The organism is [Flexibacter] sp. ATCC 35103 (genome assembly GCF_001975985.1).
GTDB lineage: Bacteria > Bacteroidota > Bacteroidia > Flavobacteriales > Flavobacteriaceae > Flavobacterium.
Genome location: NZ_MTQF01000001.1, coordinates 302,366 through 320,998 on the forward strand (window position 1 = coordinate 302,366; position 18,633 = coordinate 320,998).

Annotated in this window: 14 protein-coding genes; 9 read left to right on the top strand and 5 right to left on the bottom strand. The window is 34.9% G+C overall.

Annotated features, from left to right (window positions below; translation table 11 throughout):
• Positions 1-101: 101 nt before the first annotated feature.
• Positions 102-2,540 carry a TonB-dependent receptor gene (locus BXU01_RS01200; protein ID WP_083691335.1) on the bottom strand — a complete coding sequence of 813 codons (2,439 nt, stop codon included), beginning with the start codon at positions 2,538-2,540 and terminating at the stop codon, positions 102-104.
• Positions 2,541-2,760: 220 nt separating this feature from the next.
• On the opposite strand from BXU01_RS01200, the gene BXU01_RS01205 reads away from it, so the two are divergent.
• On the top strand, positions 2,761-4,041 hold the full coding sequence (locus BXU01_RS01205; protein ID WP_083691336.1) for an acetyl-CoA C-acetyltransferase: 1,281 nt from the start codon (positions 2,761-2,763) through the stop codon (positions 4,039-4,041).
• A 96-nt stretch (positions 4,042-4,137) separates the two neighbouring features.
• Here BXU01_RS01205 and BXU01_RS01210 read toward each other — a convergent pair whose 3' ends face one another.
• The gene (locus BXU01_RS01210) at positions 4,138-4,749 is read right to left on the bottom strand and encodes an FMN-dependent NADH-azoreductase (RefSeq protein ID WP_083691337.1); all 612 of its coding nucleotides are present in this window, start codon (positions 4,747-4,749) and stop codon (positions 4,138-4,140) included.
• 156 nt (positions 4,750-4,905) lie between these two features.
• Between BXU01_RS01210 and BXU01_RS01215 the strand changes: the two genes are divergently transcribed.
• The 3 genes from BXU01_RS01215 (at position 4,906) to BXU01_RS01225 (ending at position 9,583) form a co-directional block, all read left to right on the top strand.
• Positions 4,906-5,268, top strand: coding sequence for a helix-turn-helix domain-containing protein (locus BXU01_RS01215; protein WP_083691338.1), 363 nt, complete (start codon positions 4,906-4,908; stop codon positions 5,266-5,268).
• 137 nt (positions 5,269-5,405) lie between these two features.
• Positions 5,406-6,506: a hypothetical protein gene (locus tag BXU01_RS01220; RefSeq protein ID WP_083691339.1), complete on the top strand. Its 1,101-nt coding sequence runs from the start codon at positions 5,406-5,408 to the stop codon at positions 6,504-6,506.
• A gap of 158 nt (positions 6,507-6,664) precedes the next feature.
• Positions 6,665-9,583 (top strand): PQQ-dependent sugar dehydrogenase, encoded by a 2,919-nt coding sequence (locus BXU01_RS01225; RefSeq protein WP_083691340.1) that lies wholly within the window; start codon positions 6,665-6,667, stop codon positions 9,581-9,583.
• A 93-nt stretch (positions 9,584-9,676) separates the two neighbouring features.
• On the opposite strand, the gene BXU01_RS01230 is transcribed toward BXU01_RS01225, so the two are convergent.
• From BXU01_RS01230 to BXU01_RS01240, 3 genes are all read right to left on the bottom strand, one after another.
• Entirely contained in the window at positions 9,677-11,005 is a 1,329-nt protein-coding gene (locus BXU01_RS01230; protein WP_165689747.1) for a S41 family peptidase, read from the bottom strand.
• Positions 11,006-11,007: 2 nt separating this feature from the next.
• Entirely contained in the window at positions 11,008-11,448 is a 441-nt protein-coding gene (locus BXU01_RS01235) for a MarR family winged helix-turn-helix transcriptional regulator (protein WP_083691342.1), read from the bottom strand.
• A gap of 165 nt (positions 11,449-11,613) precedes the next feature.
• Positions 11,614-12,363, bottom strand: coding sequence for a 4-hydroxy-tetrahydrodipicolinate reductase (locus BXU01_RS01240; RefSeq protein WP_083691343.1), 750 nt, complete (start codon positions 12,361-12,363; stop codon positions 11,614-11,616).
• Between the two features lie 584 nt (positions 12,364-12,947).
• Between BXU01_RS01240 and BXU01_RS01245 the strand changes: the two genes are divergently transcribed.
• From BXU01_RS01245 to BXU01_RS01265, 5 genes are all read left to right on the top strand, one after another.
• A complete protein-coding gene (locus BXU01_RS01245) occupies positions 12,948-13,379 on the top strand; it encodes a DUF1810 domain-containing protein (protein ID WP_083691344.1) in 432 nt (143 codons plus the stop codon).
• Positions 13,380-13,523: 144 nt separating this feature from the next.
• Positions 13,524-13,874, top strand: coding sequence for a hypothetical protein (locus BXU01_RS01250; RefSeq protein ID WP_083691345.1), 351 nt, complete (start codon positions 13,524-13,526; stop codon positions 13,872-13,874).
• Between the two features lie 282 nt (positions 13,875-14,156).
• Complete coding sequence (locus BXU01_RS01255) at positions 14,157-14,852, top strand: ABC transporter ATP-binding protein (protein ID WP_083691346.1); 696 nt, start codon at positions 14,157-14,159, stop codon at positions 14,850-14,852.
• 28 nt (positions 14,853-14,880) lie between these two features.
• Positions 14,881-17,175 (top strand): TonB-dependent siderophore receptor, encoded by a 2,295-nt coding sequence (locus BXU01_RS01260; protein WP_165689748.1) that lies wholly within the window; start codon positions 14,881-14,883, stop codon positions 17,173-17,175.
• 5 nt (positions 17,176-17,180) lie between these two features.
• On the top strand, positions 17,181-18,632 hold the full coding sequence (locus tag BXU01_RS01265) for a DUF3526 domain-containing protein (protein ID WP_083691348.1): 1,452 nt from the start codon (positions 17,181-17,183) through the stop codon (positions 18,630-18,632).
• Position 18,633 lies beyond the last annotated feature (1 nt).

Below are 18,633 nucleotides of genomic sequence, written 5' to 3' on the forward strand. Positions count from 1 at the left end.
CGAAAACCCTTTGAATCAGTGAAAATCTATAATAAACAAAAAAGCATCCGCCAAATGACGGATGCTTTTTTATGTAAACTCTTCTCAAAGGAGAAATATTCTTAGAATTTATATGTTACACCAACCCTAAAATTTATAGGCTGTTCTGTTTGCCAGTAATAAGCATTAAGATAGGAGTAATAAGAACCGCTGTAAAGATATTCATTAAGAATATTGTAAATGTTTGCAGTGATTTTGAACTTTTTGACATCATAAGATAGTCCTCCATCCATTTTAAAATAATTTGGAAGTTTTTCTAGCCCCACACTCCATGTATCTGTTAAACGTCCTGCAAGATAAGTTCCTCCTAAAGAAGCTCCAAATCCTTTAAAAGTTCCGTATTGAACGGTATAGTTTAACCAAGCATTTGCTGTATGTTTAGCATATCCGGGAACAATATCTCCCACTGCAATCCCCGGAATAGTTCCGTTTAATTTCAATACAACAGATTCTGTGAATGCGTAATTTGCAACCACATTAAAACCATCAAAGATTTTTCCTCTTAAATCAAATTCAGCACCTCTTGCTCTTTTTTCTCCCAAAACAATACTGTATTGTTCTCCTGGTGTATTAGCAGGATCAGATGCCAGCTCATTTTGTTTTAAGATACTGTAAGCAGATAATGTAGTACTCCACGATCCATCAAACCAGTCTTTTTTAATACCAATTTCAGTGTTGCTGCCAGTAAGCGGTTTTACTTTATCTCCATTTTTTATAATACCGGATTGTGGTATAAAAGCCTGATCGTATAATCCGTAAAGTGCTAAGCTTTCAGTAATAGAGTAACTAATACCTAGACGCGGCGTAATATGACTGTCAGCAATTGGAGCTCCACCCCAGCTTGCATTACTAATCCATGTATATCTTCCTGCAAGGGTTAGTCTAAGTTTATTTTCAAAAAATCCCAGTTCATCCTGAACATATCCGGCTGCATAATTCGTAGTCATTAAACCACCTGCAGTTGCAGCTCGTATAGAAAGAGGTGTTGTATGGTCGAAAGCAGGAAAACCGTTAGATGGCGTACCATAATTTGGATTGTAAACATTAAACGGATTATCCACAGTATCAAGATCGTGAGATTGTCCCCAATCTGCCGCATAATCTTTACTTGCCAAATCTACACCGGCTAATATTTTATGAGTAACTGATCCGGTAGTGAATTTTCCGTTCAAAAATATCTGCCCTAAATACATATTACTTTCTGCATCCCAGATACCAACATTTCTGATAATTTCACCTTTTTCAAGTGTACCTTCCGACATTCCGTCAAAATCCCTGTCTACAGGTCCTGGTCCAACAACGCCTGGCCATGAGCTATAACCTTGTTGTATATATTTAAAATATGAAGTTTGTGCGGTCAATTTCCAGTGATCATCAAACTTGTGTTCAAACATTAAATATCCGCTATGGTCCTGAATATTGGTATCAGGTAATCCCGGTTGTGTCATTGTAAATCCAACTGGCAAAGTTGCATATCCATCAGATTCCGGACCAAATACGTAGTAAGATCCTACTTCGGTCATATTAGCATACTGAAAATTATATTCAGCTGTAATTTTAGTTTTATCATCAATCTGGTAGCTGATAACCGGTGCAATTACGTAGCGGTCATTGTGCTCAAACGGACGATGAGAACCTTTTTTTTGTGCAGCAGCATTAAAGCGATATAATAATTTTCCCTTTTTGTCTAATTTTCCGTCTAAGTCAACACTTGCTCTGTAAAAGTCATAGCTTCCTGCCATAACATTCACTTCACCTTTTGTAATTCCGGTTGGTTTTTTAGTCACTACATTATAAAGTCCGCTTGGATCACCGCTGGAAAGCATGAATCCTGCCGGTCCTTTTACAAACTCAATATGATCGACAAAACTCATATCTTCGGTTAATGGTCCCCAGAAAGACGAAACCACATTAAATCCATTACGGAATGCCTGAATTTGAGATCCACGCATTGTAATATTAGTATACAAATCACCCCAGTGTTCTAAGCGTACTGCTCCACTCACATTACGGATAACTCCGTCACTCATACTTATAATCTGCTGGTCTTTTAAAGTCTGACCACTTACAATTTGAATGTTTTGAGGAATTTCAAGTACCGGAGTCTGAAGACGCAATGACATTGAAGGCTTGTCTTGCTTGTATTTATTTTTTGTAATAACTACTTCATCAAGATCTTCCTGGCTTTCAGAAAGCATAAAATTTTTAGTCGTAGTTTGCCTTGCAGTAACTATAATCTGATCTTCGATTGAATGTATTCCTACAGCATGAATACTAATAGTATAACTTGCAGGTTTTACATTTTTAATTTCATATTGTCCCTTTTCATTGGTAACGGCACTATATTTTGTTCCTCTTAGAACTACAGAAACATTCTCTGCAGGAACATTGCCGCTCAAGGAAACTTTTCCTGTTACTTTTCCTGATTCCTGACCTATCATGGTTAATGAGGTCAAAAACATCAGGCAAAATAAAGCTTTTTTTATAAACATTATATTCATTATTATTTGGTTTTGATTTCGCTCGCAAAAGTAGTAGCTAAAAATCTGTTTTCCAAATTATTTTTAATCATTCTAAATAAAAATTAAAGCTCATTCTGAATTGTCATAAGAGATTTAAAAAAGTTTACAATATATTATTTGAGAAAATATCTTATTACAAATAAGTCTGCTTATCTTTAATCTGTTAAAATAAAATTGTCTCCCAAAACCAAAATCAGATATGAATAATACCACCACAATTAGAAAAGTAGCCATTGTAGGATACAACCGAATACCGTTTGCAAGAGCAAATACAGCCTACTCCGAAGTTGGAAACCAGCAAATGATGACCGCAGCGCTCGATGGTCTTATCGATAAATATAACTTAAAAGGAAAACTCTTAGGCGAAGTCGCCGGCGGAGCAGTAATCAAACATACTTATGATAATAATTTGATTAGGGAATGTGTCATGAAAACTTCTCTTGATCCTGCAACTCCTGCTTGCGACTTACAACAAGCCTGTGATACCGGAATAGAAAGTGCCATTTATATTGCCAATAAAATTGCTCTTGGGCAAATAGAATCCGGAATTGCCGGCGGTGTTGATTCTATTAGTGATATGCCAATTGCCGTAAGCGAAAAACTAAGAAAAATTCTATTGAATGCCAGAAAGGCAAAATCATTAGGCGAAAAAATAAAATTGTTCTTAAAATTACGTCCCAAAGATTTGTCTCCTTTAGTTCCGCGTAACGAAGAATCTCAAACGGGACTTTCGATGGGCGGACATACTGAAATCACAGCAAAACACTATAAAATATCCCGTGAAGATCAGGATAATCTCGCACTTAAAAGTCATTTGAATATGGCAAAAGCATACGACGAAGGTTTTTTTGATGATATGATTACACCTTTTAACGGACTTGAAAAAGACAATAATCTAAGAAAAGACAGTACAATCGAAAAACTGGCAAAACTTAATCCTGCCTTTGATAAAGCAAACGGAACGCTTACTGCCGGAAATTCTACTCCGCTTACTGATGGTGCGTCTTGTATACTTTTAGCCAGCGAAGAATGGGCGGCTGCACAAGGACTTCCTGTTTTGGCTTATATTACTTTTGCCGAAGTTGCTGCTATTGAATATGTAAAAAACCAGCAAAATCTATTGTTAGCGCCTTTATTTGCTGCCAGCAAAATGCTTGATAAAGCCGGACTAACTTTGCAGGATTTTGATTATTATGAAATTCATGAAGCTTTTGCTGCACAGGTTTTAGCTACTTTAAAAATTTGGGAAAGCCCGGAATTAAGTGCTCAATTAGGTTTAAAGAAAGCCTTAGGAACTATTGACAGGGAAAAATTAAATGTAAAAGGAAGCAGTCTTGCAGCAGCGCATCCTTTTGCTGCAACCGGAGGAAGGATCATTGGTGTTATGGCAAAACTGTTAAATGAAAAAGGTTCTGGACGAGGATTTATCTCTATTTGTGCGGCCGGAGGTCAGGGAGTTACGATGATAATCGAGAAATAAATAATTATCAATGACAAACCCGACAGCTTATACCGATGCTTCGGAACTGTCGGGTTTATTGTATACGAAAATGTCTAACTAACGTATTATTTCTATTTAAAAAGCAAATTCCTTAACAGCAGTCAAAGCCTTTGGCAAAGCATTTTCAGCAAAATCAGGAATTGCAGTTCCTTCTACACGAAAAGTAGTAATATCTGTTATACCTAAAAAGCCTAAAACAGTGCGAAGATATGTTTCTGAAAAATCATAACTTTTGTAAGGTCCTTCAGAAAATATAGCTCCTGAAGCAATAGATAAAAATACTTTCTTATCTGTTAGCAACCCTTTTGGGCCGTTTTCATCATAACTAAACGTTTTTCCTGCCCTTGCAACCTGATCGATCCAGCCTTTTAATACAGCAGGAATTCCAAAATTATAAAGTGGTACACCAATTACAATAATATCAGCTTCGATAACGTCTTTAGTTGCTTCATCTGAGTATTTCAGTGCTTCTTTTTGTGCTTGTGTATGTTGATCTGCAGGCGTATAAAAAGCACTGATATCTACCGCACTCAAATAAGGCAAAGGCGTTTTTGAAAGATCCAGGGTTTCTATCTGTGTTTCTTTATATTCTGCCTTCAGTTTTTCCAGAATGGCATTTGATAATTGGTTACTAAATGATGCATCTCCTTTGATGCTTGTTATTATATTCAGAATCTTTTTGCTCATGTGTAATGTGTTTTGATTATGATACAAACTTATCTACATTTGCTATCCCTTTTATAGTACTATCCTCAAGGATAGCGCTATCCTTGAGGATAGTAACGCATAAAATAAAAACAATACCTCAATAAAGTTTCACAAACCTTAATACCTTTGCTGATTATGAATGCAAAAACAAAAGAATTAGCTTGTGAGCCTGAAGAATGTCTGGCAGCATTGCGTCCGGTAAGAGATGCATTAGAGGTTTTAAGCGGAAGATGGAAATTACCCATATTGATCGCTTTATCTAACAGACCAAAAAGGTTCAAAGAAATTTCGAAAGACATTAAAGGAATAACGGATAAAATGCTTTCGAAAGAGCTGAAAGACCTTGAAATAAACAAGCTTGTTACCAGAACTGTTTACGATACATTCCCGCCAACAGTAGAATACGCATCAACAGAGCACAGCAAATCTTTGTCTGATGTTATTATGGCGCTAAAAGACTGGGAAACTTTACATCGCAAAGAAATTATTGGTCACTAAATAATTTCAGAAGATCTAAACCCGACAAGAATTAAAAAGCTGTCGGGTTTAATTTTTTAATAAAAACTGTAACAAAATCAAAAAATAAGTCTCTATAATAAAAAAGTCATTATAAAATCAACCTTATATCCTTTATTATGAGAACCTTAAAATCAGTTACTTTACTTCTTTTTACTTTCATTTCATTTCTAAAAATACATGCTCAATCGACTCAAAATGATAGTATAAAACTCGATTATATCAAGATTTATTCTCTCGCATTAGACGGAAATCCTGTATTGGCTTTACCATTAATACAAATAGATCCATCAAAAAAAATAGCAGCAAAGGACTTACAATTCAAAACCAATTTTGAAAACCGTTTTAAGTTCAAAGACGACCAAAGTGATTTTCTGGAAACCCGAAAATCTAAAATAGATCAATTATTAAAAATCTACAGAGATTACTGGCGATTTTCATTTTTAAATAAAGAAAAGAAAAACGACACGCTGATCATGAAAAATGTATCTGATTTTCTTAGAAAAAACTTTCCATCCGCAGAAAAACTAACTACTAACGAAGACAGCCTCAATGTCTATCAAAAAAAATACATCGCCAGTTTAGGTTATCATACAACAGGATTTGGGAAAACCGGAGGTCTTTATGATTTATTGGTTTGGAAAACAGAAAAAGACACCATTTATAAACTCAATTATGACGGAAAAGAAACTCCTGTAAAAGTTTATTTTATGGATGATTTTATAACGCTGGGCTGGAGCGAATATGCCACTTTAAGCCGTTATTATCCTGCTGGCTGGACCACTAAAGAAGCTTTGTTTTGCGTAAAAAAATCATACGATTTAAAATCAGAAACCTTTAGAGTAAGTTATATTGGTCATGAAGGAAGGCATTTTGCTGATTATAAATTATTTCCCAATTTAAAAGGAGTAGGTTCTGCCGATTTAGAATACCGCGGAAAATTGACTGAATTGTCTCTTTACTCTCCGGATGGACTTTATAAAAGAATTCAGTTTTTTATTAATAATGGTAATTACGATAGCGAAAATGGTCATTCGATTGCCGCTTTTTGTGTCATCAGAGATTTATCGAGAGTATTATTTCAAAACGATTACGAAAAAGATTTAGAGAAATGGAAAGCAATTCCATCAAAAAAAATAAATGAAGCTGCGGCTAAAATTCTCGAAGAAAACACAAAATCATTACAGAAAATTCCGAATGTAGAAAAATTTATCAAGTAATAATTTTGACTAAAGAATACATCAAATCCTTACACAAAATCATAAAAACAATTAATAATCAACATTTTATACAATAAAGATAATATCGAAAACTAAAATAATTATAAAGAAAAAGATTAAATTTGGTTACCCAAATTATAAATTCATTCTTAATAATTATGAAAAGAAACCTACTTTCCTACTTTCAAAAAAGGCAAAAGTTAAAGCATTTATTCTATGCTTTTTTTCTTTTGCTGTCGTCTCAGGCAAATTGCCAGTACATTACACAAAACCTCGCTCCTACTGCTGTTATTAAAGAAGGGCTTTCGTTAGAACAATCTTCTGACGGACGAATATTTATAGCAGAAAGAGCCGGAATTGTAAAAGTATTTCAAAACAATACCGTTTCAAATGTTTTTACCGTAAACACCGTTACAGACAATGAACAAGGTTTACTTGGATTGACTCTGCATCCTGATTTTGCTACAAACGGATACATTTATGTGTTTTATTCGATCAATGACGGCGTGATCAGACATCGAATCGAAAGAATACAAATCGACAATGCCAATCAGGTTTTAAACAGACAGGAAATTTTATTATTAGAACCTATTGGCGGCGGATTTCATAACGGTGGTGATCTAAAATTCTTTAACGGATTTCTATATGTAACCGTTGGAGACAGCCAGCAGAATACAAATTCCCAAAATTTAGATACTTACAAAGGAAAAATCCTCCGACTTACGGAAGACGGACAACCTGCGCCCGGAAATCCATTTTACGGAACTGGTTCTGTACAAAGACAAAGCATCTGGGTGTATGGCTTTAGAAATCCGTGGAGACTTGTTGCCAATAAAAAAGCCAATAAATTATTTGTTCTGGATGTTGGAACTTCATGGGAAGAAATCAATGAAATCAGTAATCCAACGATTCGCAATTATGCGTGGGGACATCCTCAGGGTGGCGACGGAAAACAAACCGAAACTGATTTGTTTACCAATCCCATATTTACTTATGCAACCGGAAGTATTGGAAACGCTTTAACAAACGGAGTACTTTATAACCCAACTACACCGCGATATCCTAATCTTGATGGTAAATTTATCATCAAAGATTTTGTTCGAAATGAAATCCGTTCTTTTGATCCCAATATTGCCGATCCTGTTTCAACCGAATTTTACTCAGCTCCGCAACAACAAGCACTTGGTATGATGTTGGGCAACGATGGTTATATTTATTATTGCGCTTATGGTAACAACGGTTCTTTAATTAAACTCGATTATATTGCCACTGCGGCTCCAACAATAGTAAATCATCCCATTTCTCAGTCTATCATGCAAACTACTCCTGTAACCTTTACAGTTTCAGCAAGTGGCGTGGGACTTAGTTACCAATGGCAATTTAACAATGTTAATATTCCCGGAGCAAATGCAATAAGTTATACAATCCCAAGTGTTATGCCCGCAAATGCTGGCGCTTACAGGGTTATTGTAACCAATACTGCCGGTGATGCCACCAGTAATGCTGCAACATTAACCGTTACACCGTTTAGCAATGCACCAACAGTTACGATTGTTTCGCCACTGCCTACTTTAAAATGGAATGCTGATGATGTAATTCATTTTGAAGCCAATGGCACTGATATAGAAGACGGAGCATTACCTGCAAGCGCTTATTCATGGAATATGGATCTTTTTCATGAAGATATTCCCGGAGCAGGACATTCGCATCCCGGCGCAAGTCCACAAGGCGTGAAATCAGGAAATTTTACTGCTTCTAATCAAGGCGAGAAAACACCAAATGTCTGGTATCGATTTACCGTAAAAGTTACAGACAGCAATGGTTTAACAGGAACTGCATTTGTAGATGTAAAACCTAATCTGGTTGATGTAACGGTAACGAGTTCTCCGGCTTTACTGGCTTTAGAATTCAATCAAAAACCGGTTGCGGCACCATCGACAAAACAAGTGGTAGCCAATGCAGCTTTGCAGACTTTGAATGCTCCTACTCCGCAATACATTGAAAATATAAGATATGATTTTGATCATTGGAATCATGGCGGAGCTGCCAACCAAACTTTTAAAGCGCCTGCAAACGGTACAATAACATACACTGCTGTTTATACTGCTACAACCTTGCCTAATGCGCCATATTTAGGAGTTGCAGCGCAAATTCCGGGCGTTATTGAAGCTGAAAATTATGATGTAGGCCCAAATGCTTATTTTGATAGTAATGGCGGCGGAGATACAGCTTACAGAGCCGGCGATGGCGTAGGAACTGAAGTTTGTAACGAAGGCGGGTTTAATCTTGCTTACGTTGCTAAAAACGAATGGCTTAAATACACCACAAAAGTAAATACAACAGGCAATTACACTATTAATTTAAGAATTTCATCCCCTTATGCCAATAGAAAGTTACATCTTGAAGTTGATGGCGTAAATGCAACCGGAACTGTCAATATTCCTAATACAGGAGGTTTTCAGGCTTGGCAAACCACTGCAATCCCCAATATTCCATTAACTGCGGGTACGCATGTTATTACTTTATTTTTTGAAGAAAATGATATCAATGTCAATAAAATGGAATTTGTATTAACCGGAAGCACAACTGCCCCAACAGCAGATTACGAAGTAAATACACAAATGGGATGTTTGAATACGGCAGTCACTTTTACCTCTGTTTCTATAGGCAATGTTGATAATTATGTCTGGAATTTTGGCGATGGTGCACAACCCGCCACCGCAACAGGAGTTGGTCCCCATACTGTAATTTATGGTACCGAAGGAACGAAAACTGTTTCATTAACCGTAAGCAACACAATTGGAAATAATAAAAAAGAGACTGCTTATATGATTCATAATTGCACTCTTGGTATCGAAAACCCAAATCAGGAATCAAATAAAATCAACATTTTTCCTAATCCTTCAACAGGAGTATTTCATTTGTCAAAAGCATTAGAATGGACTGTTTATTCTCCTTTGGGAATTAAAGTAAAACAAGGATCAGGAGATTTAATTTCTATTTCAGAACATCCGTCAGGGATTTATTTTGTAAAAACAACTGCAGGAACTAAAGCAATTTCGATTAGTAAACAATAATCAAAGGCACAAAAGTTTTGTATAAAAGCAAAAATCCTAAATCTAATTAAGATTTAGGATTTTTTTTTGCTTATAAATTAACCCATTTCATGATTAATCTTTTTTGTAGATTCGTTCCTGTCCGTCCTGATATATTCTTTTAATTCCTGTGATAGCATTATTTTCTAAAATTACTTTTATTCTAAATTCGTCTATTCCATCTATCTTAAATAAATCCTGTTCAAGAGGAATCAATAAAAAAGTGGCTATATTATTCCAATTATAATACAGACTATTGCCTTCATATCTCAATTCAGATTTGCCATATTTTCCCTGATATGATTTTAAAATTACACCGTCAATAGTTTGCGGTTTTTGCCTGTTCTTAACGATAGGAATAAACCAATCCAGATTATTTGCTTCTTCTTTATTTTTTGATGCTAATTTTTGTAAAGCAAGTAAATGAGACGTATTTACAGCTTCTTCGCTTTTGCATAAAACATCCGGCATAACCCCTTTTCCTTCAAAATCTGTATTAGTAATTGGATCTTTTACTTCGCCAAAAGGGATATTTACAGTAAAACCATTTGGCAATACCTTTCGATCAATTGGATGCGCTCCGCCAGCCGTTTTTTCGCCAACAATAGTAACACGTTTCAAATTTTGAAGAGAATAACTCATCCATTCAGCTGCAGAAAATGTAACTGAACTTGTCAAAATATAAATATCGATATCCTCCAGACGTTTCCCGGGAACAGAAGGTAACAGCCACATCTCTCTTTCTACTTTTTTCCTGTTTTTCTCGTAATAATAATATTTATAAAGCGGTAATTCTTTGTCTGAATAAAAATAACTGCTTAGAAATTGTCCCATTTCCATAGCTCCGCCATTATTCCTGCGCAAATCTATAATCAGGGCATCTGTATTGTTTAAAAACTGCATCACAGCTGCTGCTTTTTCACTTGCTATATTGGGATCTTCAAAATAATCAAATTGTAAATAACCAATATTTCCCTCTAAAATCTGTGTCTTTTGAAACCCGAAATTTTTCTTTTTAGCTTCTGATAATTCCTCAGCCTTAATTTTTTTCTGTATTTCCTTATCCTCTTTTTTAAGCTGATTTTCTGACCATTCCGGATCATAACTTACAGAAAAATGTAAATCTTTACTAACCTCAATAAGATCTGCGCTTATTTTACCGGCAAATTCATTTGGTTTGACAATGTCTTTATAAATCCCTTTTTTATAATTTTCATTCAGCTTCTTTTTAATATCTCCAATAGCATTGGGCCGTATATAGAATTCTTCGAGTTGTTTCATAAGTGAATCAATAATTTGTTTTTTATTTAATTCAGTAAGATGAAGATTTTCTTTGAGAATAGACTCTTGAGCATAAGAACCAATTGAAAATGTTAGAAATAATAAGGCTAATAGTTTTCTCATCATTATGAAGTTTTACAGTTTAAAATTATTTTGTTTAGGATTTTGTCCAGTAATTCGATTTCATCAGCTGATAATCCGTCAAGGGCAGTTTTACGATTGAGTTTAAAAACCGGAGTTAGCAAGACAATCGTTTTTTTTCCTTTTTGAGTGATATCCAGTTTGGTTTTTCTTTTATCCAATTCATCTGTTTCCCTTGTTAGATAATCTTTTTTAACCATCAATTCAATTATTCTTGTGACCGATGCATTATCCTTAAAGATTAATTTGGCAATCTCTATTTGAGAAATTTTTGCATTATCATTCAGGATAATTAATACCAAACATTGGTCAACCGTAATATCACTCACAACCTTCTGGATATTTTTTTGACAAACTTTCCTGTATTCTTTTATCGCCTGTTCTATGGTATAAAGAACCGTTCCTGTTGGGGTTTTCTGACTCATATTAAATTTCTTAGAATTAAACTTATTTGATATATCAAATATAATTATTTATTTGACATATCAAGTATTTATTTGAATTTTATCCATACAATAAACCCGACAGGTTTTAGAAACCTGTCGGGTTTGGAATATTTAAGTCAATATCTTTTATAAATGCTAACTGTTTTAAACAGTAAAATAAGGAGTCAGAATATCTTCAAAATTGTATAATCCTTTTTGTTTGTATTCTAAATTTTCTGCGACAAAAACAACCCCGTTTCCAAAAGCTTCTCTCGAAATCGATTCGTGGATCAAGCGAACGGTTTGATACGGAAAACCAAAGATAACCTCGTGCTTTCCAACGATTCCTCCTGCCCTTACCGAATTGATATTTTCTTTATCGATATCTAAGGCTTCTGCAATTTTTACTGCTGTTCCTGATGTTCCCTGCTTCATTTTAAAATGCTCTTCATTGACTTCAATATCAACCCAAGGGGCAATTTTCTTTAGAAATTTAGCCGCAAAAAGTAAATAATTTACACCAAGTGTAATATTTGGAGACCAGAATACAGTCGTTTTATGAGCCAGCTTTTTTAGTAATTGCAACTCTTTATCTTTATAATGCGAGATTGCCGAGATGATTTTAATGTTTCGGTTTGCTGCAAGTTCTCCGTAAGTATAAATGCCTTCATTTGACGAAAAATCGATAATTACATCAACCGGATGTTTGTCCAGCAATTCTTCCATCGTCGTTTTAGAACTGGAATATATTAATCCTGGTTCGTCTGACTGAATTCCAAAAAATTCGGGAACTGATCTATGTTCCAAAACAGTACTTTGTCTTAAAACCCACTCCAAACAAAATTTCTTGTTTTCCAGTAGTATTGATGCTACTGATTTTCCAGTCTTCCCGAATCCGATTAATCCTATTTTCATAATTTATTTTTTTTATTGAGCAGAACGCCCGTTAACAGAAATTGACATTTTTTGAAATCAATGTCAAATCAAAAAATTTAATTATTATCTAAGTCGATAATTTAGTTGATTCGTAAAAATAGAAATATTATAACGGTAACACCCCGGATTATTGAGATTTGTAACAAAAAACAGTATTGTTAACAGGAATAATAATGTGAAATTTTTTACTTTCCTGAAATTTTATGCTACTGGATTTTCTTAATTGTAATCTTGTCATTTTCGGAATAATACACAAGCGATAGTGAACAGACGAAGTAAATCGCATAAGTTAATCGACAAAAATTGATATTTTTTACGGAGTTACATATGTGTCCTTCGACTTCGCTCAGGATGACAAAAGTGAGATTAATTTTTTCCTGATTTTTCTCTAATTTTTAGTTCCTGTTTTTAGTAATTCAATAAAAATTTCCGATTAATACTACAGATAATTTCCCGCTTAATATATACAAAAAAATAGATGTAAAAAATACTTTAGAAATGTACAACTACATTTATTTTCAGTAGATTTACGACCTGATTACCTCAAATAAAATCAGTAAATAATGGCTTACAATAATAAAGAATTGGTTCGTTTTTTAGACGCTCAAAATAAATTATACCTGTCTGCACTTTCAGAAATCAAAAAAGGAAAAAAAGAATCTCCATGGATGTGGTTTATCTTTCCTCAGATAAAAGGACTTGGATCTTGTGATATTTCAAAATTCTACGAAATAAAAAATGCAGATGAAGCAATAGCCTTTTTAGAACATCCAATACTGGGAAAACATCTTATTGAAATTACGGCTGAATTAATCAAAACTGATGAAAAAACAGCAGAAGAAATATTCGGGAATCCCGATAATGAAAAATTACAATCCTGTATGACTTTATTTGCCAGTATTCAAAATACAGAACCTGTTTTTAATGACGTATTGGATAAATATTTTGACGGATCATCTGATTTTCATACGCTGCAATTGCTTTATAATTTTTAGTTTTCCGAAATAAAAAAACTGAAATAATTTTAAAATAATATATAGCTTTTAGCGTATTTGCAAATAAGATTTTTATATTTGCAACCAAGTTGCATTAGATAAAAACTCAGAAAGTCCGCGTAAACAGTAGGATTTTAAATCAGAATGAAAAAGAAAATTATCTTAATTAATCTTTTTATGTCTTTAACCGTATTGTTCGCAATGCTGTTTCAGACCATACATTCTTACGAACATGTTTATAAGCAATTAACAGAAAAACATTGTGATCATCAATATGTTGAGGGTCAAAAGCAAATCACACACAGTCATACGGTTGATACAAATTGCCATGTTTGTCACTTTGCTTTTAGTACGTTTATCCCAAACACATTTCAGGCTTTATCTTTTTATAAAATAACTATTGAAACCTCTTCTGTATCCTTTTATACAAAAGATGCTTCTACTTTCTTTAAAGGCAGCCTTTTTTCTCTTAGAGCGCCTCCTGCTTTAATTTAGTTTACTACATTTTATTTTTCGAAAATTAAAATTACCTCCTTCCTATTGTCATAATCAGAAAAGGAAATGGATCGCATATTTATTTGACACATTCTATCCATACAGAAAATGTGCTGAATAAGACGACAATGTTATTCTTATTTTTCAATACTAACTATTTTCTCCCAAAGAAATCGTAATAACAATCCCCATTCCCGCAATTTATAAGTCCCGAGACTGTCACTGAGACTGAGACTGTCACTGCGACTAAAAAAACTAAATAAATCCCAAATACATAAAACTATGCTTATAGCTGAAAATCTGACCAAAAAATATGGCGATCATATTGCTTTGAATAAACTGAACCTGACGATTAAAGAAGGAGAAATCTTCGCGCTTCTAGGTCAAAATGGTGCAGGAAAAACTACCACGATTAATCTTTTCCTGGGCTTTATAGAACCAACAGACGGTGAACTGAAAATCAACGATATCTCAGTGATCGAAAACGCGCAGGAAACCAAAAAATATGTCGCTTATATTCCTGAAACTGTAATGTTATACCCAAATCTAACGGGTTTAGAAAACCTAAAATTCTTTTCGTCACTTGCCGGATTTAAATATTCTACCGGAGAACTCACCTATTTCCTGACCAAAGCAGGATTGCAAGTTGCTGCACACGATCAGAATCTGGTTAGATATTCTAAAGGAATGCGTCAAAAAGTAGGCATTGCCATTGCGATTGCAAAAAAAGCAAAAGTGCTGTTATTAGATGAACCTACGAGCGGCTTAGATCCTAAAGCATCAAACGAGTTTTCTCAAATCCTGAAGGAACTTTCTGCAGACGGAACAGCAATTTTAATGGCGACACATGATATTTTCAGAGCCAGAGAAGTCGCTTCTCATATTGGGATTATGAAACAAGGAAATCTGGTTACAGTAATCGAAGCTGATAAAATCTCGGCAAATGAGCTGGAAGATTTGTATTTACAAACGGTATAAAGGAAGTATAATTTCCATCATCATAAAAATGAAACACATATATCCCTTTTTATTATTAATTATTGGCACACAATATTTACAATCTCAAACAATTAATAAAAAAACGAATGACAGCATTGTTTCCGATTCTATAAAAATGGCAGGAAATGAATTGCAAACGGTTGAAATCGTGGGCCGTTCATCAAAAAAGTACAATAGTGACTATTCATTTGCAGCGACAAAAACGGCAGCTTTAAACAAGGATATTCCGCAATCAATATCAACAATTACAAAAGAATTAATTGCAGATAAAGGTGCTTTTTATCTAGCCGATGCTGTAAAAATGGCAAGCGGCGTGATTCCGGCAAGTTATTACAATCAATATACCATTCGCGGAATTAGTCAAAATGAGGAAGGTCAGATCATCAACGGAATGCGAACGCGCCAATATTACTTTTTACAGCCTTTAACCAATAATATCGAACGTGTAGAAGTGATTAAAGGACCTTCGAGCGCCACATTTTCCTCTGTAGATCCAGGCGGAAGCATCAATCTGGTGACTAAAAAACCTTTAGCCATTGATCGAAAGGAAGTGAGCCTGAGCGTGGGGAGTTTTAGCACTTTTAGAGGAAGTTTAGATTTTACAGGACCTCTAAACGAATCAAAAACTCTTTTGTATCGTGTAAACGGAGCGTATCAGGAAGCAAAATCATTTCGTGATTTAGTGAGCAATAAATCATTTTTGATTTCTCCGTCTTTTAGTTATATCCCAAACGAAAAAACGGCTATTAATACGGAGTTGATTTTAAGCGATATGACCGGAATTCTTGACAGAGGTCAGCCTATATTTGGCGCCGTTGCAGGAGTTACAAGCTTAAACAAAACACCAATCAGTTTAAATCTGGGCGCTCCAAGTGATTTCTTTAAATCAAAAGAAATGATTTTTACGACCAGTTTTGCACATAAATTCAACTCTAAAATTGGTTTTAATGCCCAATATATGAAACAATCCTGGACAGAAAACCTGCAGGAACACAGAACCACAAACGGTTTTGCAGTTAATATGAACAATCAGCCTGTAACCAGTCTGGCAATGATGCAATTTGTACAGCGCCAGCAATATTGGGATATTGATAATTTGAGTACTTATTTTAATTTTGATTTAAAAACCGGAAAACTCAAACATAAATTGTTGGCAGGATACGATTTAAGTTCCTGGAATAAAACCAAAGGCGGCGGACAAAATGCAGCAAGAGGTTATCTCTTAAAAGACGGAACTGTGGCCAGTACTTTTATTGCGGCAAATGCTGCCAATTATCAAACCACGACGATTGACGGAGTCGTTTTGCCAAAACCAAATGTTAGTTATTTCAATCTAAACAACCCAACTTATACGGTAACAAGCGCCAATGATTATACTTTGAATGTGAGAACGGCGCTTCCGTCAGCATTAACGACTACAAATGCAATTTATATTCAGGATCAGATTTCGTGGGAAAAATTTACTTTCTTACTGGGTTTGAGACAAGAATGGTTTGAAGACATTACCAATTATGAATCGAATAATGAATTAACGGTCAAAAAATCGGCGTTGTTGCCTCGTGTTGGGGTGACTTATGCAGTAAATAATGAAATTAATGTTTACACGACATATCTTGAAGGTTATCAGCCCCAATCGAATACGGTTACATTAATGCCTCAAACCGGGTCTTTACCAGCCGGAAGCTTGTTTGATCCTCTTGAAAGCAATTTGAAAGAAGTAGGTGTAAAAGCAACTTTCTTCAATAATTCGATGAGTTTTAATGCCGCGATTTATGAGATTAATCAACGTAATATTTTGATGAATGCCAATGATCCTGCAAATCCTGATTTACTCGTAACCAGAGGCGCTGAAAGAAGCCGTGGTTTCGAGTGCGATTTAGCGGGTTATATCACTGCAGACTGGCAAATAAACGCGTCTTACAGTTATATCGATGCTCAAATTACCAACGATCGGGATGCTTCGCTAATTGGCGCCAGAAAACAAAACACACCAAAAAACAGTGCGAACTTATGGACACGTTACAATTTTAGCTCAGATTCAGCCTTAAAGGATTTGGGAGTTGGTTTAGGAATGCAATATCAAAGCAGTAAAGTGCCTTGGTTTACCAGAGATTTTACACTTCCGGATTTTACTGTTTTTGATGCGGCTGTTTATTACAAACCCAACAAAAGCAATATGCAAATTGCCCTGAATGCAGGCAATTTATTCAATAAAACCTATTGGTTAGGCGCACAAAATTATTTGAGACTATTTCCCGGAGCTCCTCGAAATTTCAGCCTGACTGTAACTTATAAATTTTAATTGGTATGAAGTTATTACACATAGAAATTCTAATCGCCAAACATTTAAGGAACTCCGTTTTTAAGAATTCGGCTGTTTTTATTATTACGCTTTTTATAGGGATTATTTTGCTTTATGCCGCTTTTTCTGGTTGGGAAAATTACACCAATCAAAACGAAACCAGCGAAAAATACCAACACGAATCACGCGAGGACTGGCTAAAAAATCCGGACAAAAACCCACACCGAATGGCGCATTACGGAAATTTTGCGTTTAGAAAAAGTACGCCTCTGAGTGTTTTTGAATTTGGAATGGAACCTTTCTTTGGAAATGCTATTTTTCTCGAAGCGCACAAACAAAACACTGCCAATTTCTCTGAAGCCGGATTTTCGAATAGTATGCTTCGTTTTGGAGAAATAAGTATTGCCATGGTTTTACAAATTTTATTGCCTTTACTGATCTTTTTTCTGGGATTTAATGCAATTGCATCCGAGAGAGAAGACGGAACCTTAAAACTGCTTTTAAGCCAGGGAATTAGCTGGAAACAATTATTAAGGGGAAAAATATTAGGCATCGCAAGTGTTATTATGCTTTTGTTTATTCCAACGATTATCGTTTTGGTTTTTATCTGGCTTTTACTTCAGGATTTCACGATTTCAGCAGATGAAACGATCAAAATGCTGTTGTTTATTGGGTTTCATTTTATTTACCTGATTTTCTTTTGTGTCTTGGCCGTTTTGGTTTCAGCCTCGAGCAAAACATCTAAGAAAGCTTTAATTTCTTTGATTGGAATTTGGTTGGTTTTTACCATTATTTTACCAAGGACCACTCAGGCAATTGGAGCCTATATTTATGAAGCGCCATCAAAAATTCAGTTTCAGAGTGATATCGAAAAAGACATTCTAAAACAAGGAGACAGCCATAATCCCAATGATTTGCATTATAAAGCCATTAAAGATTCTCTTTTGAGGGTTTACAAAGTCGATTCGGTACAAAAACTCCCTTTTAATTATTCGGGATTTATCATGACCGAAGGCGAGAGAATAAGTTCTAAAATATACAATGAGCATTTAGCAGGTTTACTTCAGGTTTACGAAAAGCAAAACCGTTTTTCTAAGACTGTTTCTTTTATAAATCCTTATATCGCCATGAAAAATTTATCGATGGGATTATCAAACACAGATTATGATTCGTATATCGATTTCCAGAAACAGGCAGAAAAATACCGTTATAACATGGCGCAGAAAATGAATGCTTTGCAGGTAAAATACATCAGTAATAAAAAACCCGGACCCAATGATAAACCGCTCACGATCAACAAAGAACATTGGGCTGATGTGGCTGAATTTCATTATGAACCAAAAAGAATTTGGGATGTTTTAAAATCCGAAATTGTATCTGTTCTCTCTATCACTCTCTGGATTATTATGCTGTTTGTTTTGATTCGAATTGCAGCTAAAAACCTTAAAGCCATTTAAT